Source organism: Solidesulfovibrio sp., from assembly GCF_029978005.1.
In the GTDB taxonomy this organism is placed as follows: Bacteria; Desulfobacterota; Desulfovibrionia; order Desulfovibrionales; family Desulfovibrionaceae; genus Solidesulfovibrio.
Genome location: NZ_JARKOZ010000146.1, coordinates 16,687 through 42,397 on the forward strand (window position 1 = coordinate 16,687; position 25,711 = coordinate 42,397).

Genomic DNA, 25,711 nt, shown 5'->3' on the forward strand with positions numbered 1-25,711 from the left:
AGTCGCGGGAAACGGCTCCGGCCTGACGAATCTTTTCCCCGGCAAGCAACCGCAACGCCGTCCCCGGCGTCCCGGACCGGCTGCGCCGGACGCGGACGCGGCCGGCCGCCCGAGAGGCCTATGACCGCCCTGCCCGCCTCCCCTCCCGCGACGCGTCGCGACCGACTCGTCCTCGGCTTCGTCTTCCTGCTTTCAGGCGCGTCGGCCCTGGTTTTCGAAACGCTGTGGTTCCATCTGGCCGGACTGGTCTTCGGCGTCGGCGTCTACGCCAGCGCGCTCGTGCTTTCGAGCTTCATGGGCGGGCTGGCGCTCGGCAACGCCCTGATCTCCCGTTTCGGCCGCGACGTGACCGACCCGGTGCGCTTCTACGCCGCCATGGAGCTCCTCGTCGGGGCCTGGGGGCTTTTGCTCGTGCTGTGCTTCCCCCTGCTCACCGTGTGGCTGGGAGCCATGCTGCACCCGGCCCTGGGCAAGCCGTTGCTGCTCAACTCGCTGCGCTTCTCCTTCTCCTTCCTGCTTTTCCTGCTCCCGGCCACGGCCATGGGCGCGACCCTGCCGCTGCTCGTCAAGGCCCTGGCCAGACGGCCCGGGGAATTCGGCCTGGCGCTCGGCCGGCTTTACGGCGTCAACACCCTCGGGGCCTGCCTGGGCGCGCTGCTCGGCGAGACGGTGCTCATCGCCCCCCTGGGGCTTTCCGGCACGGGCTTTTTCGCCGCCGGGCTCAACGTCCTGGCCGCCGTGGGGGCCCTGGCCGTGTCTTCGCGCTTCCGCGACGAACCGGCCCGGCCCGACGCCAAGCCGCGGCCGGTCCAGCCGCCGCTCTCGGCGCGGGCCAGGCGGCTTTTGGCCGCGGGCTTCGTCTGCGGCGCGGCCTTTCTCGGGCTCGAGGTCGTGTGGACCCGGTTCCTCCAGCTTTTCGTGCGCTCCACGAGCCTGGCCTTCGCCGTGATGCTGGCCGTGATCCTGGCCGGCATCGGCCTGGGCGGCGCCCTGGCCGGATGGTGGCTGCGCCGCGAGGCCGACGGCCGCAGGGTCACCGCGCCCCTCGTGCTGCTGGTCGGGGCCGCCGCCCTGGTCTCCTACCGGCTTTTCGAAGCCGCGGCCGGGGTCGCCATCGGCCCCTTCCAGACCGTGGACTGGCGCTACGTGACCGTGCTGTCCCTGGCCCTGATGTTCCCTGCCGCCCTGGTGTCCGGCCTGGTCTTCACCACCCTGGGCGAGGCCTTCCACCGCGAGGTGGGCGACCGGGCACGCTCGGCCGGGCTGGTCTCCATGGCCAACACCCTGGGGGCCATGACCGGCCCGCTGCTCGCGGGCTTTTGCCTCGTTCCGGCCCTGGGCATGGAGTGGAGCCTGTTTCTTCTGTGCGCCGCCTACGCCCTGCCGGCCGCCCTGTGCCTGGGCGGCGCCGCGCCCTGGCCTTCGCCGCGCCGCAGCCGGCCGCTGGTCGCCGCGGGCCTGGCCTTCGCCTTGAGCCTGGCGATTTTTCCCTTCGGCTCCATGAACGGCTACTTCCGGCGGGCCTGCGCCGACTTCCTCAAGGACGGCGAGACCCTCGTGGCCACCATCGAGGGCGTCTCCGGCACCCTGCAGTACCTGCGCCAGGACTACCTCGGCCGGCCCTACGCCTACCGCCTGGTCACCGACGGCTACTCCATGGCCTCCACGGACCGCAGCGCCAAGCGCTACATGAAGCTCTTCGCCTATTTTCCCGAGGCCGTGCTGCCAAACCCCAAGTCCGCCCTGCTCATCTGCTTCGGCACCGGCTCCACCGCCACGGCCCTGGTCGACGACAAGCGGCTGGCCTCCATCGACGTGGTGGACATCTCCCGCGACGTGCTGCGCGGCGCGGCCATCGTCTACCCCAAGCCCGAGCGCAACCCCCTGGAAGACCCGCGCGTGCGCGCCCACGTGGAGGACGGCCGCTTCTTCCTGCTGGCCACCGCCAAGAAGTACGACATCATTACGGCCGAGCCGCCGCCGCCCATGATGGCCGGCGTGGCCAACCTCTACTCCAGGGAATACTTCCAGCTCATCCGCGACCGGCTGACCGACGGCGGCATGGTCACCTACTGGCTGCCGGTCTTCGAGATCTCCCCGGAAGACGCCAAGGCCATTCTCAAGGCCTTCTCCGAGGTCTTCGAGCACGCCTCGCTGTGGATGGGCGACAATTTCAACTGGATGATGGTCGGGGTCAAAAAGCCCAAGGGCCCAAAGCCGGCCAAGGATTTCCCCCAGCCCTGGGAGGCGGCGGCCACGGGCGAGGGCCTGCGCCGCATCGCCGTGGAGGACCCGGCCCAGCTCGGGGCGCTTTTCATGCTCGACGGCCCGTCCCTGGCCGCATACCTCGGCGACGCCAAGCCGCTCACCGACAACTACCCCAAGCGCCTGCGCGGCTATCCCGAAAGCCCCGAGGTCCAGAAGCAATACCTGGCCGAGCACGAGAAGCTCATGGACGCCATGGCCGCCAAGGAGCGCTTCGCCGACTCGGCCGAGGCGGCCCTGCTCCTGCCCCAGGCCATCCTGGCCGAGGCCGGGGCCTGGTTCGAGACCCAGCAGATCATGAACACGTACCTCAACAACATGCTCACGCCCCCGCCGTCGCTGCCGGCGGTCAACTACGTGCTCTCGGGCACGGATCTGCGCGTCCTGCCCCTTTGGCTCATGAAGTCCGACGCCAAGAAGCAGGCCATCGTGACCCATGTCCTGGCCGACGGCATGGCCCCCACGCCGGAGACGGAATTCCAGCTCGGCATCCGGGCCCTGGCCGAGCGCGACTATCTGTTGGCCGACGCCAAGCTGCGGCGCGCCCAGGACATGGGCTACCCGAGCAACCTGGCCCCGGCGCGGGTGTTCGTGCTGTGCCTGGACGGCCGGCTGGCCGAGGCCGAGGCCCTGGCCGCCGTGGCCTTCAAGGGCGGCCAGGCCAGCGCCGCGGCCAAGTCCTACATGGACTGGCTGGCCCGCACCTTCGGCTTCAAAAGCCCGTTTTGACCCCCGCACCGGCAAGCGTCGCGGGACGGAGCCGACGCGAGCCGCCCTGGCCAATCCATCGAGATGCCCTATCCGTTCGCTTGAAGAGCATCCGATCAATCGATTTGACCTGCCGCCCTCCCCGTGGCCTATTCTGACCGGAAAAGGGAGGAAACCATGGACACGACTCTGGATTGCCGGGGGCTGGCCTGCCCCGGGCCGGTGCTGCGCTGCAAGGAATGCGTGGAAAAAGAGGCCCCCAAAACCCTGTCCGTCACCGTGGACAACCAGGCGGCCAGGGAAAACGTCACCCGCTTCCTGACCATGCGCGGCTACGCCGTGGAGGCCGTCGAGGCCGACGGAATCTCCACCCTGACGGCCACGGCGACCGGCACCGCTCCCCAGCCGGAGCCGGCGGCGACGCGCCAGGCCGTGGACAACCCCAAGACCGCCGTGTTCCTCACCGCCGACACCGTGGGCCGGGGCGACCCGGAACTCGGGGCCAAGCTCATGGTCAACTTCGTCAACACCCTGCCCGAACTGGGCGAAGGGCTGTGGCGCATCATCATGGTCAACGGCGGCGTCAAGCTGGCCGTGGCCGGAAGCCCGGTCCTGCCCAAGCTCAAGGAGCTCGCGGCCGCCGGCGTCTCCATCCTCGTCTGCGGCACCTGTCTGGACTTTTTCGGCGTTCTGGACAAGAAAGAGGTCGGCGAGACCACCAATATGCTCGATGTGGTCACGAGCCTCGACCTGGCCGACAAGGTCATCCAGATATGAGCAAGCGGCCGACGCCCGGCGGCCGCTTCCCTTTGCCATGACGCCGGCGTCGCGCCGTCCGTTGGAGGCGTGCGGACGCGACCGGGCGGCGTCCCAGGGCCGAAGGCCCGGATTTGCCGCATGCAGGATCAATACCCGACCACCGAGCATCTTCCGGCCCGACGCCTCCCCCGTGAGGAAATCCTGTCCATCGCCCAGGAAATCTCCCGCTCCCCGGCGGCCTGGTCCCTGGGCGTGCTGCCCCTGGCCGTGGCCATCGTCAACGACACCCGGCAGATCGTCTACGCCAACGAACGCTTCGCCGCCCTGGCCAACGCCCCTTCCTCCGACGAGGTGCTCGGCAAGCGCCCGGGCGAGGCCCTGGGCTGCCTGCACGCCTTCGAGCGGGAAGGCGGTTGCGGCACCACGCGCTTTTGCCAGTACTGCGGCTCGGCCAACGCCATCGTCAAAAGCCTTGGCGGCGAAAAGACCACCCAGGAATGCGCCATCAACCGCAAGAACGTCACCGAGCTCGACGCCCTGAACCTGCAAGTCTGGGCCTGCCCCATGGACCACGGCGAGCGCAGGCTCGTGCTCAACTCCATCCTGGACATCGCCCACGAAAAGAACCTGCGTACCTTCGAGCGACTCTTTTTCCACGACATCATGAACGCCGTGTCCGGCATCCGGGGCATCCACGAGATCATAGCCCCGGAGCTGCCCGAGCGGTTCACGCCCGACATGGACCTGCTGCGGCGGGCCATCGAGGACATCCAGAACATCATCGAAACCCAAAAGGACTTCCTGTCCGTCGAAAGCCAGGAATACGCCCCGACGTTCTCCTCCTGCGACGCCCGGGAGGTGCTGTCCTACCTGGCCGCCTACTGCCAGTCCTTCACCTATGACGCCTCCCGCACCATCGCCGTGGATCCGGCCGCCCCGTCCCTGCGCTTTGCAACCGACGCCCGCATCCTGCAGCGCGTGATGGTCAACATGATCAAAAACGCCCTGGAAGCCTCGCGCCCGGGCGAGACCGTCACCCTCGGCTGCGGCCCGGGGAAAGACGGCGGCGTGGAATTGTGGGTGCAAAACGCGGCCGTGCTGCCCAGGGAAACGCGCCTGCGCCTTTTCGAGAAGGGCTACTCCACCAAGGGATCGGGCCGGGGCTTCGGCACCTACAGCATGCGGCTTTTCGCCCGCCAGTGCCTGGGCGGCGACGTGGATTTCGAAAGCGCCCCGGAAATAGGCACGCGCTTCGTCCTCAGCCTGCCGGCCTAGAGCCCGGCCGGCTCCCCTCCCAAGTCATGGACGGCACGGAACGCATCCGCCTCAACAAGGCCCTGGCCGGCGCAGGCGTGGCCTCGCGCCGCCAGGCCGACGCCATGATCGCGGACGGGCGCGTCGCGGTCAACGGCGTCACGGTCACGGAACTCGGGTGCAAGATCGACCCACGAAGCGACGTCCTCACCGTGGACGGCAAGCCCGTGGCCAACGGCCGCGAAGCCGGCGACCTGACGCTCATGCTCCACAAGCGCCCGGGCTGCGTGACCACGGCCCGCGACCCCGAGGGCCGGCCCACCGTGTTCGACGCATTGCCGCCGCACTACCGGAAGCGGCGGCTTTTTTCCGTGGGCCGGCTGGACTATTTTTCCGAAGGATTGCTGCTTCTCACCACCGACGGCGAGTTGGCCTACCGCCTGGCCCACCCCCGCTGGCACGTGGCGAAGCGCTACCGGGTCACGGTGCGCGGCGCGGTGGGGCCGGGAGCCATAGAGACCATGGCGCACGGCATGACCCTGGCCGAGGGTGAGACCCTGGCCCCGGTGGCGGCGCGCATCGCCTCGCGCCCGGGCGCGGAGCGCGTCGTGCTGGAGATGGAGCTTTCCCAGGGGGTGAACCGGCAGATACGGCGGATGTGCCGCGACCTGGGCCTGACCGTGCTGACGCTTTCGCGCACGGCCCAGGGGCCGCTGACGCTCGGCGACCTGCCGCCGGGGCAGTGTCGCGAACTGACGGCCGGCGAACTGGCCGGCCTGCGCCGGGCCGTGGGCCTGGAGGCGCACGCCGCGCCCGAGGCCGGGCGGCAGGCCCTAGAAGCGGGTTCGGGGAAAACGGAGCCGCCTGGGAAAAACCGCCCTTGCGCCGCACCGGGCAAGCCCCGGTGCGGCAGGTGAACCGTCCGGGCGACGCTACTGCTTCAGGTCGCGGCCCTTGACCGGGGTGTTGTCGTGGACCTTGGCCCCCTGAGGCGGGGTGAAGGCGAAGAGCGAATCGGCCAGCTTGGGGTTGGCCACGACGCCGCTTAGGGTCAGGTCGTTGGTGTTGGCGTAGAAGTCCTGGATGAAGACGCGGGCGATCATGTCCGTGGCGAGGTCCACCCAGACCTTGGCCAGGACCAGCCCCGGCTCGGGCTCGCGCGGGGCCAGCTGGAGCACGGCCTGGCCCGGCCCGGCTTCCTCGGGCTTGCCCGGGGCGACGATGAAGTCCTCGGTCAGGTTGGCCTTGCCCGTGAGAAACCGCAGCATGGTCTTGGAGTTCACGATCTCCTGCACCGGATAGCGGAAAGCCTCCTTGTCCTCCTCGAAATAATCCCACACGGCGTCCTTGCCGACGATGAGCAGCTCCTTTTCGGGCTTCACCGTCTCCCAGCGCACGAGCATGGGCTTCCTGAAGAGAAACGAGCCGGAGCGCTTTTCCGTGTCGCCGCTGGCCGCGTTGCGGATGGACTGGCTGAATTCGGCGGAAAAGGCGGAAATCGCGGCGTACTTCTTCTGGATGCGCCCGGCCAGTTCCGTGGCGTCCACGGCCAGGGCCGGCCCGGCGAAAAGAAGAAGGCAAAGGACGGCGAGAAAGGGGGCGCAGAAAGCCTTCGGCGACCAAAGGGCTGCGCCCTTTGGAATCCCGACACCGGGAGAACCAACGCACGCCTGTTCCGCCTTCTGCATCGTCATCGGTCGCGTCGTCCGAAAAAATCTATCCATAATTCCATCGTCCCACCGTTATTATTATTTCCCCCTTGCGGGGTGGTCCAGGAGGGGCCCCCGGCCCCTCCTGGCCGCCGGAGGCATTTTCCTGCTCTTCCTCTCGCTCTCACTCTTTATTGCGTATGACCGACCGCGGCTTGCTGCCTTCCTGCGGCCCCAGCAGCCCGTCGCGCTCCATCTGTTCGATGAACCGGGCGGCCCGGTTGAAGCCGATGCGGAAGCGCCGCTGGATGAGCGAGATGGAGGCCTTGCCCTGCTCCATGACGAATTCCACGGCCTGCGGGTAGACGGCGTCGGAGGCGGTGTCGTCGCCGCCCTCGCCGCCCGGTTCGCCGCCGCTTCCGTCCGCGCCCTTCTGCCAGTCGGCGAAGTCGAGCTTGTAGCTCGGCGCGGCCTGGCTCTTCCAGTGCTCGACCACGGCGGCGGTCTCCTCGTCGGAGACGAAGGCCCCGTGCATGCGCACGGTCTTGCCGCCGCTGGGCTTGAACAGCATGTCACCCCGGCCGAGGAGATATTCCGCGCCCACGGCGTCGAGGATGGTGCGCGAGTCGTGCTTGCTCGTCACCTGGAAGGCGATGCGGGTGGGGAAGTTGGCCTTGATCAGCCCCGTGACCACGTCCACGCTCGGCCGCTGGGTGGCCAGGATCAGGTGGATGCCGGCGGCCCGGGCCAGCTGGGCCAGGCGCACGATGCTGACCTCCACTTCCTTGGCGGCGGTCATCATGAGGTCGGCCAGTTCGTCGATGACGATGACGAGATAGGGCAGGGGTTCGAGTTCCAGCAGTTCGTCGGGCCGGTTGTCGCCGAGCTTTTCAAGCTTCTCGTTGTAGCCGGCGATGTTGCGCACGCCAAGGAGCGCCATGGCCTCGTAGCGGCGGTCCATCTCGGCCACGGCCCAGTCCAGGGCGGACTTGGCCATGGACGTCTCGGTCACCACCGGATGCACCAGATGCGGCAGGTCGTTGTAGACCGAAAGCTCGATGCGCTTGGGGTCGACGAGCAGGAGCTTCACCTCGTCGGGCCTGGCCTTGTAGAGGATCGAGAGCAGGATGCCGTTGATGCACACGCTCTTGCCCGAGCCGGTCGCGCCGGCCACGAGCAGGTGGGGCATGCGGGCCAGGTCGGCCACCTGGGGACGGCCCTGGATGTCCTTGCCGATGGCCAGCGTGATCCTGGACGACGAGGCCCGGAAGGCCTCGGTGTCGAGCACCTCGCGGAAATAGACGGTCTGCCGCCTGGCGTTGGGGATCTCCACGCCGACCGTGTCCTTGCCCGGGATGGGGCCCTCGATGCGCACGGCCAAGGCCTTCATGGCCAAGGCCAGGTCCACGGACAGCCCCACGATGCGGCTGATCTTGACCCCGGGCGCGGGCTTGACCTCGAACATGGTGACCACCGGCCCCGGCACCACGCGCATGACCTCGCCCTGGATGCCGAAGTCGTTGAGGCACGTGATGAGGCTCTCGGCCTGGCGACGACAGACCTCGGGCTCCACGGCCACGGCCTCGGAGACCGGCGGCACGGCGAGCAGATCCAGGGACGGCATCATGTCGCCGGACTTGGCCACGGGCTTGGGCGCGGGCTTGGCCGGCTTCGGCGCGGTCGGCTTTGGCGCGGCGGCCACGGCCTGCAGCGGCGAGGGTTCCTCGGCCGGAACCTTCTCCGGCGCCTTCTCGGGCACCTTGTCCGGCGCGGCGGGAGCGGCCTCGCGCACCTGGTGCACGATGGCGTCGAGGAAGCGGTCCACGGCCTCGGCCGGCTCCTTGGCCGGAGCCGGGGCGGGCTTTTCCACGACCACGGGGGGCGCGGGCGGCGCGGCGGGTTCCGGCTCGGCCTTGGCCTTTTCGCGGGCCGGCCGGGCCTTTTGCTTCGGGGCTAAAGCCTCCTCGCCGTCGTCGAGTTCGAAATCCGGCTCGGGCCGGCGGCGTTCGGCCCTGGCCGGGCGCTCGCGCTCCCGGGCGGCCCGGTCGGCGGCCCGGCGCTCGCGCCAGTCGCTCCAGGCGTCGTAGGCACGCAGGCCACGTTCCCGCAGCACGGCCATGACCGGTTGCCAGAAATTGCTCCAGGTGAGGCCGAAGGTCACCTGCACGGCGGCCACCAGGGCGCAGGCCAGGAAGAAGTAGGCTCCGAAAGAGCTCAGGTAGTGGTTGAAGAATTCGTACAGCGAACGCCCCACGGCCCCGCCGCCCCGGACATTGCCCACGGACAGGCCGAAAAGGCTCCAGGGCGAACCCAGGAAGGCCAGCAGGACCAGGGACAGGGAAAAGGCCCCGGTCGTGCGCCAAAACGGCAGGCGCAGACTCGGGGCGAGAAGGCGCAAGCCGCGCCAGGCGATCCAGCAGGGCACCAGGTAGGCCCACACGCCCAAAGCCTCGGCGAGCAGGCCGCCGAGGTAGGCCCCGGCCAGACCGGCCCGGTTGGCCACGCCCCGGCGGGCGGACACGGACTGGTTGAAGCCCGGGTCGCCCGCGTAATACGTGTACACGGCCACGCACAGGAAAACGGCCAGGAAGAAGGCGGCCAGGCCCACGATCTCCCGGGTGACCCGGAAGCCGCCCCGTCCGCCCTTTCCGGCGTCCTTGCCGCCATTGCGATCGGCGTTGCCCATCTTCATGCTTCAGCGGGCGATGCTACGGTTGTTCAATGCGTCCTGCCTGGCCCGCTATTCCCGGCCGATGTAGCCGCCGGTGCGGGTGTCCACCTTGATCCGGTCGCCGATATTGACGAAAAGCGGCACCAGAACCGTGACCCCGGTCTCGACCACGGCCGGCTTGGTGGCGCCGCTGACCGTGTCGCCCTTGACCCCGGGCTCGGTTTCCTTGACTTCGAGGACCACCGAGGCCGGCAGGTCCACGTCCAGCGGCTGGCCCTTGTAGAGCAGCATCTTGAGCTCCATGCCGTCCTTGAGGTAGCCGCCCTTCTCGCCCATGGGCCCCACGCCCACGTGGAGCTGCTCGTAGCTCTCCATGTCCATGAACACGTACTCGTCGCCCTCGCGGTAGAGATACTGCATCTCCTTGCTCTCGAGGTCGGGCTTGACCATCTTCTCGCCGGACCGGAAAGTGTTTTCCACCACCCGGCCGTTGATCATGTTCTTGAGCTTGGTGCGGATAAACGCCCCGCCCTTGCCGGGCTTGACGTGGAGGAAGTCAACGATTTCATAGGGCACGCCGTCCATTTCGATCTTGAGTCCACGGCGGAAATCGGTGGTGGAAAGCATTGTCGCTCCTTCACATGAAGTTTGGATTGTCGGTGATGTGCCGCCACAGGGCCATGACGGCCAGGGCGTATCCGGTGAGTCCGAACCCGGCGATGCAGCCGATGCAGTTTCTGCCGATGATGCTTTTTTGCCGCAGCGGCTCGTCGGTGCGGGCGAAGATGTTGGAGATGTGGACCTCGACGCAGGGGATGCCGATCCAGGCCAGGCAGTCGGCCAGGGCCAGGCTGGTGTGGGTGTAGGCCCCGGCGTTGAGCACCACGCCGTCGAGGCCGTCCTTCCAGGCTTGCTCCAGCCGGTCGATGCAGTGTCCTTCGCTGTTGGCCTGGTGGAATTGCAGCTCCAGGCTGTCAGCCTCGGGGCCGAGCATTTCCGCCACCATCTCCGGGAGGTCCTCGATGGTGCGGCGTCCGTAGATCTCGGGCTGGCGCACGCCGATGAACCCGAGGTTGGGGCCGTTTAACACAAGCAGTCTGACCTTGCGCATACTGTCATCCTCTGTCCGGCCCTGCGCGGCCGGCTTGACGGAGCTTACGGAGCCGGTCACAACGCGGACATGGATACCACGGCGCAACCGAGAACGGAACTGGACCTGGAGCTTGTGACCACGGCCTACCTGTCCGACCAACTGCCGGCGATCGACGCGCCGCAGATCGCCCTGGCCGGCCGCTCCAACGTCGGCAAGTCGACGCTGGTCAACTGTCTGGCCGGCCGCAAGGCCCTGGCCAAGATCAGCGCCACTCCCGGCAAGACCAGAAGCCTCAACTTCTACCAGTCCCACGCCGCCGGCTATTGCCTGGTGGACCTGCCCGGCTACGGCTACGCCCGCTGCTCCATGGAGGAGCGGGCGAAATGGGGCAAGCTCATCGAGGCCTACCTGCGCAAGACCGACAGGCTGCGGGCCGTGGCCGCCCTGGTGGACTGCCGCCTGCCGCCCCAGCGCCTGGACGTGGAGCTGGTGGACTGGCTGCGCTCCCGGCGCATTCCCCTGATATTGGTGCTGACCAAGTCCGACAAGTGCAGCCAGCGTGACCGGGAGTCCCGGAAAAAAGAGTGGCGGGACCTGGCGCACCCCGCCTTCCCGCCTGTTCTCTTCTCCGGCAAGACCGGGCTCGGCCGGGAGGCGCTGTGCCGGATCCTGGCCGAAGCCGCCTTCAATCCCGGGGAGACGCCTCCCGTTCCTTGAAGAAACCGACCAGGAAGTCCGCGTCCTTGGGGCTCAGATTGAAGTTCATGGCCGCCTTGTTGATCAGCGCGGGCACGGGATCCCCCGTGAGCGTGCGCTGCTCGTCGATCCATTTGACGGCGCGCCGCAACAATTCGCCCTGGGGCATGATGGTGGTCATCGGGCCTCCTTGCTCGGCCATTGGGCATACACGAGGCTGCGCCGGCTTGCAACTTGCCCGCCCGTGGGATAGAGCCGCCGGGACAAACCGCCCCAGGAGACCGCGCCCGTCATGACCGAAACCCTTGCCGCCACCGTCCTCGGCCTCGTCGAGGGAGCCACGGAATTCCTGCCCGTTTCCTCCACCGGACACCTCATCCTGGTCGGCCACCTCATCGGCTTCACCGGCGAGAAGGCCGACTGCTTCGACGTCGTCATCCAACTCGGGGCCATCCTGGCCGTGGTCGTGCTTTACTGGAAGCGTTTCTGGTGGCTGGTTTCGCCCAAGCCGCTGCACGCCTTCTCGGGGATTCGCGGCCTGTGGCTGCTTTTTCTGACTTCGCTGCCGGCGGGCATCCTGGGATTTCTGGCCCACAAGACCATCAAGGCCCACCTGTTCGGGCCGGTCACGGTGGCCATGGCCCTGGCCGTAGGGGCGCTCATGATCTTCTGGGTGGAATCGCGCAAAGCCAGGGACAGGTTCTACACCCTCGACGAGGTGACCCCGGGGCTGGCGCTCGGCATCGGCTGCTTCCAGTGCCTGGCGCTGTGGCCGGGCTTTTCGCGCTCGGCCGCGACGATCATGGGTGGCATGCTGCTCGGGGCCAAGCGCGGGCTGGCCGCCGAATATTCGTTCATCGGCTCGGTGCCGCTCATGTGCGCGGCCACGCTCTACGACTTCTACAAGAACCGGGCCCTTTTCTCCTCCGACGACCTGACCATCCTGGGCATCGGCTTCGCGGTGTCCTTCCTGTCGGCCCTGGTGGCGGTCAAGACGTTCATCGTCCTGATCAAACACGTGTCCCTGCGGCCCTTCGCCTGGTACCGGCTGGCGCTGGCCGCGGCGGTGTTCCTCTTCTGGCCCAAGGACATGCTGTGATTTCTGCGCCAAAAAAACGCTTGCCAGCGCACCGGGAAACGGCTACATACCCGTTTCCCCGCTGCCGGGGACTTCTGGCGAGGTAGCTCAGACGGTTAGAGCATGCGGCTCATATCCGCAGTGTCGGGGGTTCAATTCCCTCCCTCGCTACCAAGAACTTCAAGGAAACCGAGCCCCTGGCTCGGTTTCCTTTTTTCTTGCGCCAAGCGCCGGCCTGCCGCCGCCGCGGCTCGCCCCGCCGCCGCCGTCCTGGACAAACGGGCCCGCCGCGACTATGATCGTAGGGATGCGACAGTTTTCGCCACGTTTCCGGCGCGCCCTCCCCTTCGCGACTTCCCTGCGCGCCCTGGCCGCCTGGGCGACGGTGGCCGTCCTTAGCCTCGCCGTGGCTGCGCCCGGCGTGGCGGGCAAGTCCAGGAAGGCCCACGACGCCCCGGCCGCCCAGCAGCCCGACACTTCCGAACTCCTGGCCCGCTCGGGCCGCGAGCCGCGGAAGATCCTCCTCGTCGGCGATTCCTTCGCCCAGGGCCTCGGCCTGACCATGCCCCAATCCCTGGGCCAGAAGTGCCGCACCGCCCTGTCCAACCAGGGCAAGGTCTCAAGCGGCCTCAACTCGCCCCAATTCTACGACTGGGAGAGGGCCCTGGCCCAGTTCCTCGACGCGGAAAAGCCCGACGTGCTGGTGGTCATGCTCGGCGGCAACGACGCCAAAAACGGCCGGGGCACGCCCCAGTGGGCCCAGGACTTCACGGCCAAGGCCTCGCGTTTTTTGAGCATCGCCGCCGGCCACGGCGTGGCGGTCTACTGGGTGGGCCTGCCGCCCATGCGGGAAAAAGCCTTCAACGAGCGCGCCCGCACGGCCAACGACGCCATGCGCGCCGCCTGCGCCGCGGCCGGATCGTGCCGCTTCATCGACTCCTGGGACATCTTCGCCGACGCTTCGGGTCGGTTCTGCGCCAAGAAGACCGTGGCCGGCAAGGCCATCTCTCTTCGGGGCAAGGACGGCGTCCATTTCACAACCGCCGGCTGCCGGCTCCTGACGGACCGCATCGTCACGGCCATGGCCTCTCCCCGCTGATCCCGGCGACCCCCGACCCGCATCCTCAACCACGCCAACAAAGCCACGGCCCATGAGCTGGAAAAAAGCCTGTTTCGTATACATGATCGCCCTGGCCGTGGCCGCCATGGCCAACATCGAGAAGGTCTCGGTGTGGGTCGACGACCATTTCGCCGACAACCTGGCCCCGGGGCTGGCCCGGCAGGTCCGGCTGGCGCGCAACCTCTGGCGCGAATCGGGCCTGGGGCCGGCCTCCCGGGACATCGACTGCGCCCTGGCCCCCTATTTCGACGAAACCTACAAGAATTCCCTGACCTGCCGGGACGAGCCCAGCTCCGAAGCCGAGGCCCTGGCGCTCAAAAACCGCCTGGATCCCAACCAGCCGGTGCTCAAGCCCGACGTGCCGGTGGACGCCGACGAACTGCTGGCCGCCCTGGCCCCGCCCCGGCCTTCCCTGGCCGCCGAAGACGCTCAGGAAGGGACGCCCGCCGCTCCCGCCGCCGGCCCGGCCGCGCCCAAGGCCCATGACCCGGGCGGGCCGAACCTGGCCCAGGCCAAGCTCACCGGGGCGCGCAAGCTCCTGATCGTCGGCGATTCCCTGGCCATCGGCCTGTCCCTGTCGCTGCGGCGCAGCGTGGCCGAACTGGAAAACGTCGAACTCATCGAGGAAGGCAAGGTCTCGAGCGGCCTGGCCAATCCCAAGTACTACGACTGGGGCCGGGCGCTTCGCGTCTTCCTCGACAAGTACAAGCCCGACGTAGTGGTCATCATGATGGGGGCCAACGACGCCAAGTACATCAACATCAATGAAAAGCCCCGCCCGCCCGGAAGCCCCAACAAGACCTGGCCAGAGGTCTTCTCCATGCGCGTCGAGAACTTCCTGGAGGCCCTGCAGGAGCGCGGCGTGCGCAACTACTGGATAGGGCTTCCCATCATGGGCGACGCGCCCTACGCCAAGCAGGCCGAGGTCATGAACGACATCGTCAAGACAGAGTGCGCCCGCTTCTCCGCCAGCCGCTACCTGGACACCTGGTCGCTCCTGGCCGACGACCAGGGCAACTACTCGACGTTTCTGCCCAACGAAAAGGGCGTGAAAATCAAGGTCCGCGCCAACGACAAGGTCCATTTCACGGTCGCCGGCGGCGACATCCTGGCCCAATCGTTCCTGACCGCCCTGGCCAAGGACGTGGAGCTGCGCCGTAAAACTTCGGATGCCTCCCATGGTTCCGCGCCCCGCGCCCAGTAGCGGGCGCGCCGGCAGTCCCGTCCGCCGCGGCCGACGCGGCCTTCTTCGCCTGGCGGCCCGCCTTGTCCCGGCCTGCGCCCTGTGCGTCCTGTGCCTGCTCGGCGCGGCCTGCAGCAGCGGCGACGAGCCGCCCAAGGCCGAGCGGTCGGACCTGTCGCCCACCGACATCTTCTCCCGGCGCGCCCCCAAGCCGACCCAGCCCGCCGAGCCCGCCGAGCCCGCCCAGACGGCCAGGACGCGGCGGTTCCTGGTCGTCGGCGACTCCCTGTCCATCAGCCTCGGCGAACAGCTCGAACGGGCCCTGGTCGGCGCGCCGGGCCTCGACTTCGCCCGCGACGGCACGAAATCCACCGGCCTCACCCGGCCCGAACTCCTCGACTGGCCGGCCCGCCTGCGCGAGCGCGTGGCCAGGGAAGCGCCGGACATCGTGGTGGTCATGCTCGGAGCCAACGACGTCATGCCCGTGGAAGGCCCGGACGGGACGCGCATCTATTTCAACAACCCGGCCTGGGCCGAGGCCTACGCGGCCAAGGCCCGGGAGATCGTGGCCATCTGCCGCGCCGCCAATCCCAAGGCCCATGTCTACTGGATGGGCGTTCCCTCCATGGGCGAGGCGTCGTTGGCCGCCGGGATCAGGCAGGTCAACGACGCCCTTTCCGGCATGTGCGCCGCCACGGACGGCTGCCGGTTCGTGGACGCCCAGGCCCCCTTTTCCGACCCCGAGGGACGCTTCAGCCGCCACGCCCGCGACCGGGCCACAGGCGAAACCGTGCTTTTGCGCACCCCGGACGGCGTGCACCTGACCGACGCCGGGGCGAAGCTGCTGGCCGGAGTGGCCCTGGCCGTCGTGGCCGAGGCCGAGAAGCTCCCGCCGAGCGCCGGCGTGGACGAACTTCGCGCCTACGCCCGGGACGTGCGGCCCGTGGCCGAGGCCGCGCCGGAACCGGCCAGGGAGCCCGCGGCCGCCAAGGCGAGGCCCAGCGGCAAGATCTATGCCGTGAAAAAGGGCGACACCATCCTCAGCATCGCCCGAAAGCTCGGCGTTCCCGCCGTCGACCTGGCCGCCGTCAATCCCGGAGCAGATTCCACGCGCCTGTCCCTGGGCCAGGAGCTGCGCATTCCCCAGAAGCGCAAGCGTTAGCGCCGTCCTTCCGCCAGTTCCAGATGCTGCCGCACGGCGGCGAGAAGCGCCTCGTGATCCACCGGCTTGGACAGGTAGCCGTCCATGCCGGCGGCCAGGAGAGCCTCGCGGTCACCGGCCATGGCGTGGGCGGTGAGCGCGATCACGGGGGAGGTAGGACGACCCTGTCTGGCCGCCGCCTCGCGGATGGCGGCAACGGCCGCCACTCCGTCGAGCACCGGCATGCCGATGTCCATCAGGATGAGGTCTGGCTGGTAGGCCAGGGCCAGGTCCACGGCTTCCCGGCCGTCCTTGGCCACGAGGACGTCGTGGCCGCAGCGTTCAAGAATGCGCCGCACGGCCAGGGCGCTCACGGCATCGTCCTCGGCCACGAGGAGGCGGCGACCGCTTATCGGGGTCGCCTCGGCTTTCCGGTCCTGTTTCCCGGCCGGTTCGTGCCCCTTTTCCCGGGGCCGGGCCAGGGGCAGGGCGCAGGTGCAGCGCGTGCCCTGGCCCACCTCGCTTTCCATGACAACGACCCCGGCCATGAGCCCCACCAGCCGGCGCACGATGGCCAGCCCAAGGCCCGCTCCCTGGAAGCGGCGCGAGAAGGAGCGCTCCACCTGGTGGAAGGCCTCGAACACGGCGTCGAGCTCCCCAAGGGGGATGCCCACGCCGGAATCGGCTACGGTGAAAAGCACGCTGCCCTCGCCGGCGGCGTTGGGCGGCGCGGCCCATACCTCGACGCCGATGCCGCCCTTGCGGGTGAACTTCACGGCGTTGCCGGCCAGGTTGTAGAGGATCTGCCGCACCCGGCCCTCGTCGCCGAAAAGGACATCGGGCACGCCGGGCGCGACGGACACGCTCCACGCGATGCCGGCCTCGCGGCAGGCCGGCTCGAAGGCGGTGGTGACCGCGGCCAGGAGGTCGTCCAGCCTGAACGGCTCGCTTTCGAGCCCGAGCTTGCCCGATTCCACGCGCGACAGGTCCAGGATGTCGCTTAAAAGCCGCGTCAGTCGGCGGCAGGCGACCAGGGAGGCATCCACGTACTGGCGCTGCTCGGCGGTGAGTTCGGTGTCGGCCAGCAGCTGGGCCATGCCGTGGATGCCGTTTAAGGGCGTGCGCAGTTCGTGACTCATGTTGGCCAGGAACTCGCTCTTGACGCGGCTGGCCGTTTCCGCCGCCTCCTTGGCCGCCAGCAGGGTCGCCGCGTCGCGGCGTCTGGCCGCCAGACGCCAGACCGTATCCATGAGCAGCGCGCCGAAATGGACGTCCGCCTCGTCGTAAGCCTGTTCCTTGCCGGAAAGCACCAGCAGCGCGGCCACGGTTTCCCCGGCCACGGCCGGCACGCAAAGCGCCTGCCGGCCGCCGTCTCCGGCTTCCTGCACGACCTCGGGTCGACACAGGCGCACGGCCTGCGCCCAGCTTCCCATGGCTTCGGCTTCGCTCGGGCCGCTGTCCCACAGCGCCCGGCAGGCCAGCTCGCCGCTGGTGGCCGCCAGGTGCCAGCGCCCGTCCGCCTCGCCACGCGTGAATACGCCGCAGCGGCCGCTTCGCGTCATCCGCCGGGCTTCGGTCGCTGCATGGGCGAACAAGGCCTCGTCGGCGTCCGTTTCCATCAGGGTCAGGCCGAAAAGGCTCTTGAGGCGCGCCTCGCTGATCCGCAGCAGCTCCTCGTCCCGCCGACGCTCCGTGACGTCGTGGAGAAACACGAGCGCCCCGTCCTCGCCGTCCCAGCATACGGGTACGGCCGCCACAGCGGCGATGAACCGCTCCCCGTCAAGGCGCAGCATGTCGTGTTCGGAGGTGGGAACCATGTCCTTGTCTTCGTTGAGGCGGCGTATGCGTTCCCTGACCCTGTCGCGGTACTGCGGCGCTACCCGCTCCAGCACGGGTGTGCCGACGAGCCCGCCGGGGACCGGCACGCCGAAGAGCTGCCGCGCCATGGGGTTGACATAGGCGAACCGACCCCGCGTCTGCACGAAGATGCCGGAGGGCGCGTTTTCCACCAGCAGCCGGAAACGCTTCTCGCTTTCCGACAAACGGCGCTGCGCCTCCAGTCGATCGGTGACATCCGTGACGATGGAATAGAGCAGGGTCCGGTCGCCCAGGCGGATCGGGCCGGAATAGACCCTCACGTCGCGGATGCCGCCGTCGGCGAGCCGGTGGCGGAAGTCGAAGACCCGCCTGCGGCCCTGCCTGGCCTCCGTCATGGCCGTGAGGACAGCCTCCGGGGTCATGGTGTTGATTTCCGACATGCGCCGCCGCCTGAACTCGTCCCGAGTCCAGCCGTAATAGGCGCAGGCCGAGGGATTGGCGTCCACCACGGACCCGGTGTCGGGGTCGATGAGCAGCATCACGGCGTGGTTGTTCTCGAAAAGGCTCTGGTAGCGGGATTCGCTTTCGATCAACTGGGAGATCAGCCGGTTTCGCGCCAGACGGCGTACCAGCAAAAGCCCGAGGGCGACCGTCACCGGCGGAAAGAGGGCAAGCACCGGGATCCCGACTTCGCGCAGCGTCTCGAAGGCCACGGGCAGCGGCAGCAGGAAAGTGCAGGCCAGCACGCAGACATGAAGCACGAGGCCGAAGAGCAGGAGCTCCCACGCGGTGAGCTCGGCGAGATCCCTGCCGCGCCACCGGCTCCAGGCCAGGCCCAGGCCGCCCGAAACCACGGTGGTGGCCAAGCCCATGGCCATGCCCACGCCGCCCTGGAAGGCGCGCAGCGTCGCGGCCATGACCACGGCCAGGCAGGTCGGCAGCGGGCCGAAGAACAGGCCGGCGACGCCAAGCAGGATGGACCTGGTGTCGAAGAAAAGGCCCGGCCGCATCTCCCAGGGATTCAGCATCACGCCCATGGCCATGCCGCCGAGGCACAGGCCGGCCAGCAGGCGCTTTCCCCAGGAGCCGCGCCCGATCTCCCCGCGCGTGAAGGAGTCGTAGAGGAAGGCCAGGGCGACCAGCAGGGCGGCATTGTTGACCAGCCCCAAAAACACGCTCTTGGAAATCGGCTCCATCACGACGCCCATCCTCAGGTACGGCTCCCGGGAAACCAGGAGAGACGGCCAGTTGATGCCAGGGTACACCACCTTCTCAAACCCTACCATCGCCGCCCGGGAAAAAAAAGCCAATCCTCCTTTCCCTGACGAGGGGGCGCGCGTCGAAAACGCTCGGGCCGGCCTCAATCCTCGCCGTACTTCTTGAGCTTCTTGTGCAGGGTGGCCCTCGTGATGCCGAGCACCCGGGCCGCCTCGCTCTTGTTGCCGTCGCAGGAGTCGAGCGTGGCCAGGATGACCTCGCGTTCCACGTCGTCCAGGGGCCGGCCGGCCAGACCGCTTGCTCCGCCCTCGGGCGCGGCGGCGGAAGTCGGCGGGGCCTCCCGGGGGTCGCAGAGGGGCAGTTCGCGCTCGGTGACGTATTCGCCGACGGACAGGATCACGGCCCGCTCCACGGCGTTTTCGAGCTCGCGCACGTTGCCCGGCCAGGCGCAGCGCACCAGATGGTCCATGGCCGCCGGAGTGAAGCCCTTGATGCGCTTGCGGTTCTTCTCGGCGAACCGACCAAGAAAGAACTGGGCCAGAAGCGGAATGTCCTCGACCCGCTCGCGAAGGGGCGGCACCGGCACGGACACCACATTGAGGCGGTAGTAGAGGTCCTCGCGGAAGCGGCCGGCCTCGACCTCCTTTTTGAGGTCGCGGTTGGTGGCGGCCAGGATGCGCACGTCCACGCCCAGGGGTTTGTCGCCGCCCACCCGCTGGATCTCGCGCTCCTGGATGACGCGCAGGAGTTTGGCCTGAATGGGCTGGGCGATCTCGCCGATCTCGTCGAGGAAGATGGAGCCCTTGTCCGCGGCCATGAACCGGCCTTCGCGGCGGCGCTCGGCCCCGGTGAAGGCCCCCTTCTCGTGGCCGAAAAGCTCGGATTCGAGCAGCGTTTCGCTCAAGGCCGCGCAGTTGACCGCCACCAGCGGCCCGGCCGAGCGGGGGCTGCCGGCGTGGATGGCCCGGGCCACGAGCTCCTTGCCCGTGCCGGACTCGCCGGTGATGAGCGCCGTGGCCTCGGTGGGGGCGACCATGCCGACCAGGGTGAAGAGCTCGCGCATGGCCCGGCTGGCCCCGATGATCTCCGGCCCGGCCGGCGCATCGGCCAGCTTGCGCCGCAGCGTCGCGTTCTCGGCGGCCAGGCGCATGTGATCCAGGGCCCGGTCCAGGGTCAGGCGCAGCACGTCGAGGTCCAGCGGCTTGGTCAGGTAGTCGTAGGCCCCCTTTTTAAGCGCGGCCACGGCCGTCTCCACCGAGGAATAGGCCGTCATGATGACGACCGGCACGGCCGGGTTGTATTCCTTGATCCGCGAGAGCGCCTCCATGCCGCCCATGCCGGCCATGCGCACGTCGAGCAGCGCCGCGTCGTAGGCCTTGGCCCGCACCATCTCCACGGCCGTCTCCCCGTCCGCCGCGCCCTCCGGGGCGAAACCCCAGCCGGAAAGCACGGTACGCAGCATGGACAGGTGCCCGGGATCGTCGTCAACTACGAGTATCTTCGCCTGCATCCTCTTCTCCGTTCGTCGCGGCCCCGCCCGAGACGGGCAAAAAGACCGTGGCCAGGGTGCCGCCCCGGGGCCGGGCGGAAAGCACGATCTCGCCGCCATGGGCCGTCACGATCTTGTGGGCGATGGGCAGCCCGAGGCCCGTGCCGCTGGCCTTGGTGGTGTAATAGGGATCGAATATGCGGTCGCGGTCGGCGGCATCGATGCCGCCGCCGTCGTCGGCCACGGACACGAAGGCCCGGCCGTCCGGACTGATGCCCGTGGCCAGGCGCATGACGCCGCCGGAATCCATGGCCTGGATGGCGTTTATGCACAGGTTGAGCAGGGCCTGGGACAGCCTGTCCGGGTCGGCCTGGATTTCGGGGCCCTCGCCGACGCCCTCAAGATCGACCGTCACGCCCCGGGCCACGGCGTCGGGCCGGGTCAGGCGGGCGGCGTGGGCGGCCAGGTCGGACAGGCGCACGGGCCGGCGCACCAGATCCGAGGGACGAGCGAACTCGATCAGCTCCGAGATGACGCGGTTGAGGCGATCCACCTCGCGCACCATGACCTCGGCCGCCTGCCGGTCCTCGCTGCCCGGGGCGAACTTGGCCCCGAAATAGGCGGCGTAGCCGCGTATGGAACTAAGCGGATTGCGAATCTCATGGGCCACGCCGGCGGCCAGGTTGCCCACGGCGGCGAGCTTCTCGCGACGCCGCACTTCGGCCTCCAGGCGGCGCACCTCGCGCAGGTCGCGCAGCACCACCAGCGCCCCCACCACCGAGCCCTCCTCGGCGACCACCGACGAGACAGAGACGCCAAGAGGGGCCTCGTCCCCGCCGGCCAGGCGCAGGTCCATCTCGCGCTCGCCGGCTTCCGCGGCGGCCAGAAGGCCTTGCGGCAGCACCTCGGCCACGACCCGGCCCGTGAGCCCGCCCGGGGCGACCCCGGCCAGGGCCTCGGCCGCGCCGTTGGCCATGGCCACCCGGCCGTCAGGGGACACGAGCAGCAGCCCGGCCGGCATGGCCGCCACCACTTCCGAGGCCAGCGCCGTGGTGTGGCGCAGGGCCCTGCGTTGGGCCCGGTAGCTCTGGGCCCAGAACAGGGCCAGCACGCCGCCGAGGCCAAGCACGAGGAGCACCGCCGCCGTGGTCAGGGTGTTTTGCAGGTCCGCCCGCCGGGCGGCCTCGATGGGGGCCACGTCCAGGCCCACGAAGATGTCCAGGGGCACGCCGCGCAAATCGCGCCGCCCGCCCGGCGCGTCGCAGTCGTCGGTGCAGAAAAAGGATTTGTCGCGCATGGGCCCAAGCCCGTGCATGCCGTGGGGGCCGCGCCCGCCGAGGGAGGGCACGAAGCGACGGTAGACCAGGAAGGATTGCCGACCGTCCTCCTCCTCCCGGGCCAGCCGCCATTTTTCGGTGGCGTCCGCAGCGAGCTTGGCCATGACTTCGGGGGCGAAAAGCTCCTGGCCGATGCGGCCGGCGTCGTTGTGGGCCACGATGCGGCCGTCGGCGTCGGTGACGGCGATGTAGAAGATGCCGGGCTGGTCGGCCATCTCCTCGAGGAGATGCTGGAGGCGGATCTCCGCGCCGAAACCGCCGCGCATGCCGGTGCGCGCCCCGGCTTCGAAGGACTTGATGAGCGCCGCGCCTTTTTCCAGCAAAAGCTGGGTCATGTACTGCTTTTCCCGGCCCAGGTCGATGACGGCCATGGCCACCACCACCGCCGCCAGGATGCCGGCCGCGCCGATGACCAGAAGCGGCGAGGACGCGCCGCCAAAGGGATTCTTCCTGCGAAAGGGCCACATGTCGTTCTCGTTGGGCTGCGGCGAACTGTATGCATTTCATACAGACCGTCTTATTTTAATACGGCAGCAGGCCCGTCCTGTCCAGAAAGCAGACGCTTTTTCGCGCAGCTCTGTGCATCCGACGGCCGGCCGGACCGGGGTTGCATGGCCCGTTCCATCTGTCGTTTCGCGCCTATCGGCCCGGGATCGCGGGAAGGACGGAGCGGCTTGCGACCAAACCCGCCCCGGGTCCTTGACCTTGGCATGTGGGTTGCTATTTCCAGGCGGTCAAACCCGACTTGGCAGGTACGGATTACCCCGAGCGTCCGCCGCTTCGAACCGGAACGGCCAAAGCGCCCCACCGCAACCCCAAAGGAATATGCGCCATGCCCCAGCTTCCCAGACCCGCCCGAACCGGCCTCGCCCTGCTCGCCCTGGCCCTCGCCCTGGCCGGCCTTTTCTCCCTGCCCGCCCCGGCCGAAGCCCTGCTCGGGCTTTTTTCCGACGTCAAGACGCTTTCACCCAAGGACGACGCCGTGACCATCCCCCTGGCCGAGGTCTCGGACGGCAAGGCCCATTTCTACACGGTATCGGCCGGCGGCAAGGAAATACGCTTCTTCGCGGTCAAAAGCCCGGACGGCAAGGTGCGCACGGCCTTCGACGCCTGCGACGTCTGCTTCCCGGAAAAGAAGGGCTACCGCCAGGAAGGGGAATTCATGGTCTGCGTCAACTGCGGCCGCCGCTTCCACGCGAGCAAGATCGGCGAGATCCACGGCGGGTGCAATCCGGCCCCCCTGGCGGCCGAGACGGCGGGCGAGTCCCTTCGCATCACCATGGCCTCCCTGGCCGCCGGCGGGCGCTTCTTCTAGTCGAGGAGCGGGTCTTGAACATTCTCACCATCCCCCTTCGCAACCTGCGGCGCAAGCTCCTGCGCACCCTGCTCATGATCGCGGTCTTTTCCATCGGCGTGGCCTCGGTCACGGCCCTGCTCGAACTGTCCAAGGCCGTGGGCGAGAGCCTGGAGGAGAAGCTCGCCGCCTACGGAGCCAACATCCTGGTCACGCCGCGCACCGAAACGCTGTCCGTGAGCTACGGCGGCATGGCCCTTGGCGACGTGTCCGTGGACATCCGCTCGCTCACGGAAGACCAGACCATCGCCGCCATAAACGGCATCCACCACAAGGACCGCTTAAGCGCCGTGGCCCCGAAGTTCGCCCTGCTCACCAAGGTCGGCGAGACGCCGGTCGGCGTGGTGGGCGTGGATTTCGACCAGGAGATGCGCATCAAGAGCTACTGGCACGCCCAAAGCGGCGACTTGCGCCTCGGCGAGGGCGAGATTCTCGCCGGATCGGAGGCGGCGACCCGTCTCGGGCTCTCGCCGGGCGGCCAGGTCGTGGTGGAGGGCAAGCCCTTCACCGTCTCCGGCGTGCTCGGCCCCACGGGCTCTGGCGACGACGCCATGCTTTTTTCCGACCTGCACGCCTTGCAGCGGGCGGCCGGCCGGGAAAACCGGGTGCACTTCGTGGAGGTGGCCGCGCTTTGCTCGGGCTGTCCCATCGAGGAGATCACGGAACAACTGGCCGCCGCCCTGCCGGGCACGGACGTCAAGGCCATGGGTCAGGTGGTGAAAAGCCGCATGATGACCGTGGAGTTCGTCGAGCGCCTGGCCGTGGCCGTGTCCGGGGTCATCCTGCTCACGGCTTGCGTCATGATCGGGCTGTCGGTCTTCTCCTCGGTCAACGAACGCAAGAACGAGATCGGGCTGCTGCGGGCGCTCGGCTATTCCAAGGCGTCCATCTTCACGCTCATGAGCCTCGAAGGCGTGACGCTGGGGCTGGCGGCGGCCGTGGTGGGCCAGGCGGCGGGATTCGCCGCGAGCTCCCGGCTCATGGCCCTGCTCGACCTCGGCGCGGCCGCGCCGACCTTCGCCCCGGCCCAGTTCGCGGCCGTGTTCGCGGCCGTGGCCCTGCTCTCGGTCCTGGCCTCCCTGCCGCCGGCTCTGGCCGCCGCGCGCATCGAGCCGTCCCAGGCCCTGGTCATGCTCTAACCTATCTGAAGAAAAGGAAAATATCCTCATGCTGATCGCCGAGGACGTCGTCAAGAGCTTTGCCGCCAAGGATCAGGCCGCTCCCGTGCTGCGGGGCGTCTCGCTTTCCGTCTCGCCCGGGGAGTTCGTCTGCATCGTGGGCCGCTCGGGCTCGGGCAAGTCCACCCTGCTCAACATCCTCTCGAGCCTGCTCACCCCGGACGCCGGGAGCGTGCGCTACAAGGGGCGCGACCTGGCCGCCATGGGCGAGGGCGAACGCAACAAGCTGCGGGCCACGGACTTCTCCATGGTCTTCCAGATGCATCACCTGCTCCCCTATCTGACGGCCCGGGAGAACGTGCTCGCGCCCTTTCTGTCCGGGCTGCGCCCGGTGTCCGCCGCCCGCCGCCGCCAGGCCCTCGCTTGCCTCGACCGGGTGGGACTGGCCGACAAGGCCGACCGGCTGCCGGGCGCGCTCTCCGGCGGCGAGCGCCAGCGCGTGGCCATCGCCCGGGCCCTGGTCACCGAACCGGGCATCGTCTTCGCCGACGAGCCCACGGGCAGCCTCGACGGCGACACCGGCGGCCAGATCATGGACATCCTGTCGCGGCTCAACGCCGATGGCCTGACCGTGCTCATGGTCACCCACGAGCCCGCCTACGCGGCCATGGCCTCCCGGGTCATCGAGATCCGCGACGGGAGGATCGCCGCCGCCCATTGAACAGCAGGTCGCCCCTTTCGGGTCGATCCCGCGACGCGAGACGCCGCATCTTCACGCAAGGCCGTTTGACAAACGCCCGTATGCCCCTTTAGGAATCTTGCATTTTAGTATGGTAAACGCCTTGTGCAACACCGGCTCTCGGGGGAGGGAAATATGGGCAACCTGAAGTTGGGCGTGAAGCTGGTCGGCGGCTTTCTCCTTTGCGCCGCCATCACCCTGGTGGTCGGCCTTGTCGGCCTCATGGGGATATCGGGCCTCACCAAGAGCCTGACCCAGGTCACCGAAGTCGACCTGCCGGCCGTGCGCGACCTGCAGGCGATCAAGATCGCGGGCGAATCCGTGCGCGTGGCGCAACGGACCCTCAACGTCCCCGGCCTTTCGGAAAAGGACCGCAAGCGCCAGTACGAAAACATCGCCAACCTGCGCGAGAGCTACCGAAAGTCCTGGGAGGAATACGAGAAGCTCCCCAAATCCCCGGAAGCCGAAAAGCTGTGGCGGGAATTCGTGCCGGCCTGGCAGGAGTGGGTCAAGGTCAACAACGAGACTTTCGACCTGGCCCGGGAGTGGGACAAATCCGACATCGACGACCCCGACGCCCTGGAGAACAAGCTCGCCCAGTTCCGGGGCGACCACTACAAGCTCCTGACCGACGCCGAGTCCCTGGTCCTTTTCGGCACGCCCTTAAGCGGCGGCGACGATTCCACCAAGTGCAACTTTGGCCGATGGCTCGACGCCGAGGGGCGCGACATCGCCAATCCCGTCTTCCGTAAGACCCTGACGGAAGTTCGCGCCATCCACGACAAGCTGCACCAGTCCGTGGGCAGGCTCAAGGAACTGGCCGCCAGAAACGCCCCGCGCGAGGAGCAGGCCGCCATCGTGCGCGCCGACCTCTTGCCGGCCGTGGCCGCGACCATGGGCCATTTCGCCACGCTCTCGCAGGAAGTGGCCCGGGTATCCGCCATCTGCGCCAAGATGCGCGTCGCTTCCATGGAAACGGTGCGTTCCAAGCAGGTCCGCTGCTTCGAGCTGCTCGACAGCC

The 25,711-nt window shown here is 68.5% G+C and carries 21 protein-coding genes and 1 tRNA gene; 14 read left to right on the top strand and 8 right to left on the bottom strand.

All coding sequences use genetic code 11. From position 1 onward, the window contains the following. Window positions 1-120: 120 nt before the first annotated feature. From Q1K70_RS16780 to Q1K70_RS16795, 4 genes are all read left to right on the top strand, one after another. The gene (locus Q1K70_RS16780) at window positions 121-2,994 is read left to right on the top strand and encodes a fused MFS/spermidine synthase (RefSeq protein WP_300161906.1); all 2,874 of its coding nucleotides are present in this window, start codon (window positions 121-123) and stop codon (window positions 2,992-2,994) included. Between the two features lie 156 nt (window positions 2,995-3,150). Then, window positions 3,151-3,750 (top strand): sulfurtransferase-like selenium metabolism protein YedF, encoded by a 600-nt coding sequence (gene yedF, locus Q1K70_RS16785; protein WP_300161909.1) that lies wholly within the window; start codon window positions 3,151-3,153, stop codon window positions 3,748-3,750. A 120-nt stretch (window positions 3,751-3,870) separates the two neighbouring features. After that, complete coding sequence (locus Q1K70_RS16790; RefSeq protein ID WP_300161911.1) at window positions 3,871-5,007, top strand: HAMP domain-containing sensor histidine kinase; 1,137 nt, start codon at window positions 3,871-3,873, stop codon at window positions 5,005-5,007. Between the two features lie 26 nt (window positions 5,008-5,033). After that, entirely contained in the window at window positions 5,034-5,903 is an 870-nt protein-coding gene (locus Q1K70_RS16795; RefSeq protein WP_300161914.1) for a pseudouridine synthase, read from the top strand. A 15-nt stretch (window positions 5,904-5,918) separates the two neighbouring features. Here Q1K70_RS16795 and Q1K70_RS16800 read toward each other — a convergent pair whose 3' ends face one another. From Q1K70_RS16800 to Q1K70_RS16815, 4 genes are all read right to left on the bottom strand, one after another. Beyond that, complete coding sequence (locus Q1K70_RS16800) at window positions 5,919-6,533, bottom strand: outer membrane lipoprotein carrier protein LolA (protein ID WP_300161917.1); 615 nt, start codon at window positions 6,531-6,533, stop codon at window positions 5,919-5,921. A 286-nt stretch (window positions 6,534-6,819) separates the two neighbouring features. Further along, window positions 6,820-9,321: a DNA translocase FtsK gene (locus Q1K70_RS16805; protein ID WP_300161920.1), complete on the bottom strand. Its 2,502-nt coding sequence runs from the start codon at window positions 9,319-9,321 to the stop codon at window positions 6,820-6,822. A 54-nt stretch (window positions 9,322-9,375) separates the two neighbouring features. Further along, a complete protein-coding gene (gene efp / locus Q1K70_RS16810) occupies window positions 9,376-9,933 on the bottom strand; it encodes an elongation factor P (RefSeq protein ID WP_300161923.1) in 558 nt (185 codons plus the stop codon). 10 nt (window positions 9,934-9,943) lie between these two features. Next, complete coding sequence (locus tag Q1K70_RS16815; protein WP_300161925.1) at window positions 9,944-10,417, bottom strand: type II 3-dehydroquinate dehydratase; 474 nt, start codon at window positions 10,415-10,417, stop codon at window positions 9,944-9,946. Window positions 10,418-10,486: 69 nt separating this feature from the next. Between Q1K70_RS16815 and yihA the strand changes: the two genes are divergently transcribed. Next, window positions 10,487-11,116, top strand: a complete 630-nt coding sequence (gene yihA, locus Q1K70_RS16820) for a ribosome biogenesis GTP-binding protein YihA/YsxC (RefSeq protein ID WP_300161928.1) — start codon at window positions 10,487-10,489, stop codon at window positions 11,114-11,116. On the opposite strand, the gene Q1K70_RS16825 is transcribed toward yihA, so the two are convergent. After that, the gene (locus Q1K70_RS16825) at window positions 11,085-11,276 is read right to left on the bottom strand and encodes a hypothetical protein (RefSeq protein ID WP_300161931.1); all 192 of its coding nucleotides are present in this window, start codon (window positions 11,274-11,276) and stop codon (window positions 11,085-11,087) included. The genes yihA and Q1K70_RS16825 overlap by 32 nt on opposite strands. 111 nt (window positions 11,277-11,387) lie before the next feature. On the opposite strand from Q1K70_RS16825, the gene Q1K70_RS16830 reads away from it, so the two are divergent. The 5 genes from Q1K70_RS16830 to Q1K70_RS16850 all read left to right on the top strand — a co-directional run bounded on the left by Q1K70_RS16830 (window position 11,388) and on the right by Q1K70_RS16850 (window position 15,638). Continuing rightward, window positions 11,388-12,194 (top strand): undecaprenyl-diphosphate phosphatase, encoded by an 807-nt coding sequence (locus Q1K70_RS16830; protein WP_300161934.1) that lies wholly within the window; start codon window positions 11,388-11,390, stop codon window positions 12,192-12,194. Between the two features lie 76 nt (window positions 12,195-12,270). Then, window positions 12,271-12,347: transfer RNA gene (locus Q1K70_RS16835), tRNA-Met, on the top strand. A gap of 133 nt (window positions 12,348-12,480) precedes the next feature. After that, window positions 12,481-13,272, top strand: coding sequence for a DUF459 domain-containing protein (locus tag Q1K70_RS16840; RefSeq protein WP_300161937.1), 792 nt, complete (start codon window positions 12,481-12,483; stop codon window positions 13,270-13,272). 52 nt (window positions 13,273-13,324) lie between these two features. Beyond that, a complete protein-coding gene (locus tag Q1K70_RS16845; protein ID WP_300161939.1) occupies window positions 13,325-14,497 on the top strand; it encodes a DUF459 domain-containing protein in 1,173 nt (390 codons plus the stop codon). Continuing rightward, on the top strand, window positions 14,472-15,638 hold the full coding sequence (locus tag Q1K70_RS16850) for a DUF459 domain-containing protein (RefSeq protein WP_300161942.1): 1,167 nt from the start codon (window positions 14,472-14,474) through the stop codon (window positions 15,636-15,638). Before Q1K70_RS16845 ends, Q1K70_RS16850 begins: the two co-directional genes overlap by 26 nt. Here the strand turns inward: Q1K70_RS16850 and Q1K70_RS16855 are convergent. The 3 genes from Q1K70_RS16855 to Q1K70_RS16865 form a co-directional block, all read right to left on the bottom strand. Then, entirely contained in the window at window positions 15,635-18,631 is a 2,997-nt protein-coding gene (locus Q1K70_RS16855) for a PAS domain S-box protein (protein WP_300161965.1), read from the bottom strand. The genes Q1K70_RS16850 and Q1K70_RS16855 overlap by 4 nt on opposite strands. A gap of 164 nt (window positions 18,632-18,795) precedes the next feature. Then, a complete protein-coding gene (locus Q1K70_RS16860) occupies window positions 18,796-20,163 on the bottom strand; it encodes a sigma-54 dependent transcriptional regulator (protein WP_300161945.1) in 1,368 nt (455 codons plus the stop codon). Next, the gene (locus Q1K70_RS16865; RefSeq protein ID WP_300161948.1) at window positions 20,138-21,946 is read right to left on the bottom strand and encodes an ATP-binding protein; all 1,809 of its coding nucleotides are present in this window, start codon (window positions 21,944-21,946) and stop codon (window positions 20,138-20,140) included. The genes Q1K70_RS16860 and Q1K70_RS16865 overlap by 26 nt, the downstream gene beginning before the upstream one ends. 365 nt (window positions 21,947-22,311) lie before the next feature. Between Q1K70_RS16865 and Q1K70_RS16870 the strand changes: the two genes are divergently transcribed. From Q1K70_RS16870 to Q1K70_RS16885, 4 genes are all read left to right on the top strand, one after another. Then, a complete protein-coding gene (locus tag Q1K70_RS16870) occupies window positions 22,312-22,794 on the top strand; it encodes a DUF2318 domain-containing protein (protein WP_300161951.1) in 483 nt (160 codons plus the stop codon). A 14-nt stretch (window positions 22,795-22,808) separates the two neighbouring features. Further along, complete coding sequence (locus Q1K70_RS16875; protein ID WP_300161953.1) at window positions 22,809-23,972, top strand: FtsX-like permease family protein; 1,164 nt, start codon at window positions 22,809-22,811, stop codon at window positions 23,970-23,972. Between the two features lie 28 nt (window positions 23,973-24,000). Beyond that, window positions 24,001-24,672, top strand: a complete 672-nt coding sequence (locus tag Q1K70_RS16880; protein WP_300161956.1) for an ABC transporter ATP-binding protein — start codon at window positions 24,001-24,003, stop codon at window positions 24,670-24,672. 153 nt (window positions 24,673-24,825) lie between these two features. Then, the coding region (locus Q1K70_RS16885) for an MCP four helix bundle domain-containing protein (protein ID WP_300161959.1) at window positions 24,826-25,711 on the top strand (886 nt) is incomplete at its 3' end.

Excerpts from the sequence above, each read along its gene's own strand:
- Q1K70_RS16830 (WP_300161934.1), top strand. The coding sequence starts at position 11,388 with ATGACCGAAACCCTTGCCGCCACCGTCCTCGGCCTCGTCGAGGGAGCC.
- Q1K70_RS16840 (WP_300161937.1), top strand. The coding sequence starts at position 12,481 with ATGCGACAGTTTTCGCCACGTTTCCGGCGCGCCCTCCCCTTCGCGACT.
- yedF (WP_300161909.1), top strand. The coding sequence starts at position 3,151 with ATGGACACGACTCTGGATTGCCGGGGGCTGGCCTGCCCCGGGCCGGTG.
- Q1K70_RS16880 (WP_300161956.1), top strand. The coding sequence starts at position 24,001 with ATGCTGATCGCCGAGGACGTCGTCAAGAGCTTTGCCGCCAAGGATCAG.
- Q1K70_RS16805 (WP_300161920.1), bottom strand. The coding sequence starts at position 9,321 with ATGGGCAACGCCGATCGCAATGGCGGCAAGGACGCCGGAAAGGGCGGA.
- yihA (WP_300161928.1), top strand. The coding sequence starts at position 10,487 with ATGGATACCACGGCGCAACCGAGAACGGAACTGGACCTGGAGCTTGTG.
- Q1K70_RS16790 (WP_300161911.1), top strand. The coding sequence starts at position 3,871 with ATGCAGGATCAATACCCGACCACCGAGCATCTTCCGGCCCGACGCCTC.
- Q1K70_RS16850 (WP_300161942.1), top strand. The coding sequence starts at position 14,472 with ATGGTTCCGCGCCCCGCGCCCAGTAGCGGGCGCGCCGGCAGTCCCGTC.
- Q1K70_RS16865 (WP_300161948.1), bottom strand. The coding sequence starts at position 21,946 with ATGTGGCCCTTTCGCAGGAAGAATCCCTTTGGCGGCGCGTCCTCGCCG.
- Q1K70_RS16860 (WP_300161945.1), bottom strand. The coding sequence starts at position 20,163 with ATGCAGGCGAAGATACTCGTAGTTGACGACGATCCCGGGCACCTGTCC.
- Q1K70_RS16825 (WP_300161931.1), bottom strand. The coding sequence starts at position 11,276 with ATGACCACCATCATGCCCCAGGGCGAATTGTTGCGGCGCGCCGTCAAA.
- Q1K70_RS16815 (WP_300161925.1), bottom strand. The coding sequence starts at position 10,417 with ATGCGCAAGGTCAGACTGCTTGTGTTAAACGGCCCCAACCTCGGGTTC.
- Q1K70_RS16855 (WP_300161965.1), bottom strand. The coding sequence starts at position 18,631 with ATGGAGCCGATTTCCAAGAGCGTGTTTTTGGGGCTGGTCAACAATGCC.
- Q1K70_RS16870 (WP_300161951.1), top strand. The coding sequence starts at position 22,312 with ATGCCCCAGCTTCCCAGACCCGCCCGAACCGGCCTCGCCCTGCTCGCC.
- Q1K70_RS16795 (WP_300161914.1), top strand. The coding sequence starts at position 5,034 with ATGGACGGCACGGAACGCATCCGCCTCAACAAGGCCCTGGCCGGCGCA.
- efp (WP_300161923.1), bottom strand. The coding sequence starts at position 9,933 with ATGCTTTCCACCACCGATTTCCGCCGTGGACTCAAGATCGAAATGGAC.
- Q1K70_RS16845 (WP_300161939.1), top strand. The coding sequence starts at position 13,325 with ATGAGCTGGAAAAAAGCCTGTTTCGTATACATGATCGCCCTGGCCGTG.
- Q1K70_RS16780 (WP_300161906.1), top strand. The coding sequence starts at position 121 with ATGACCGCCCTGCCCGCCTCCCCTCCCGCGACGCGTCGCGACCGACTC.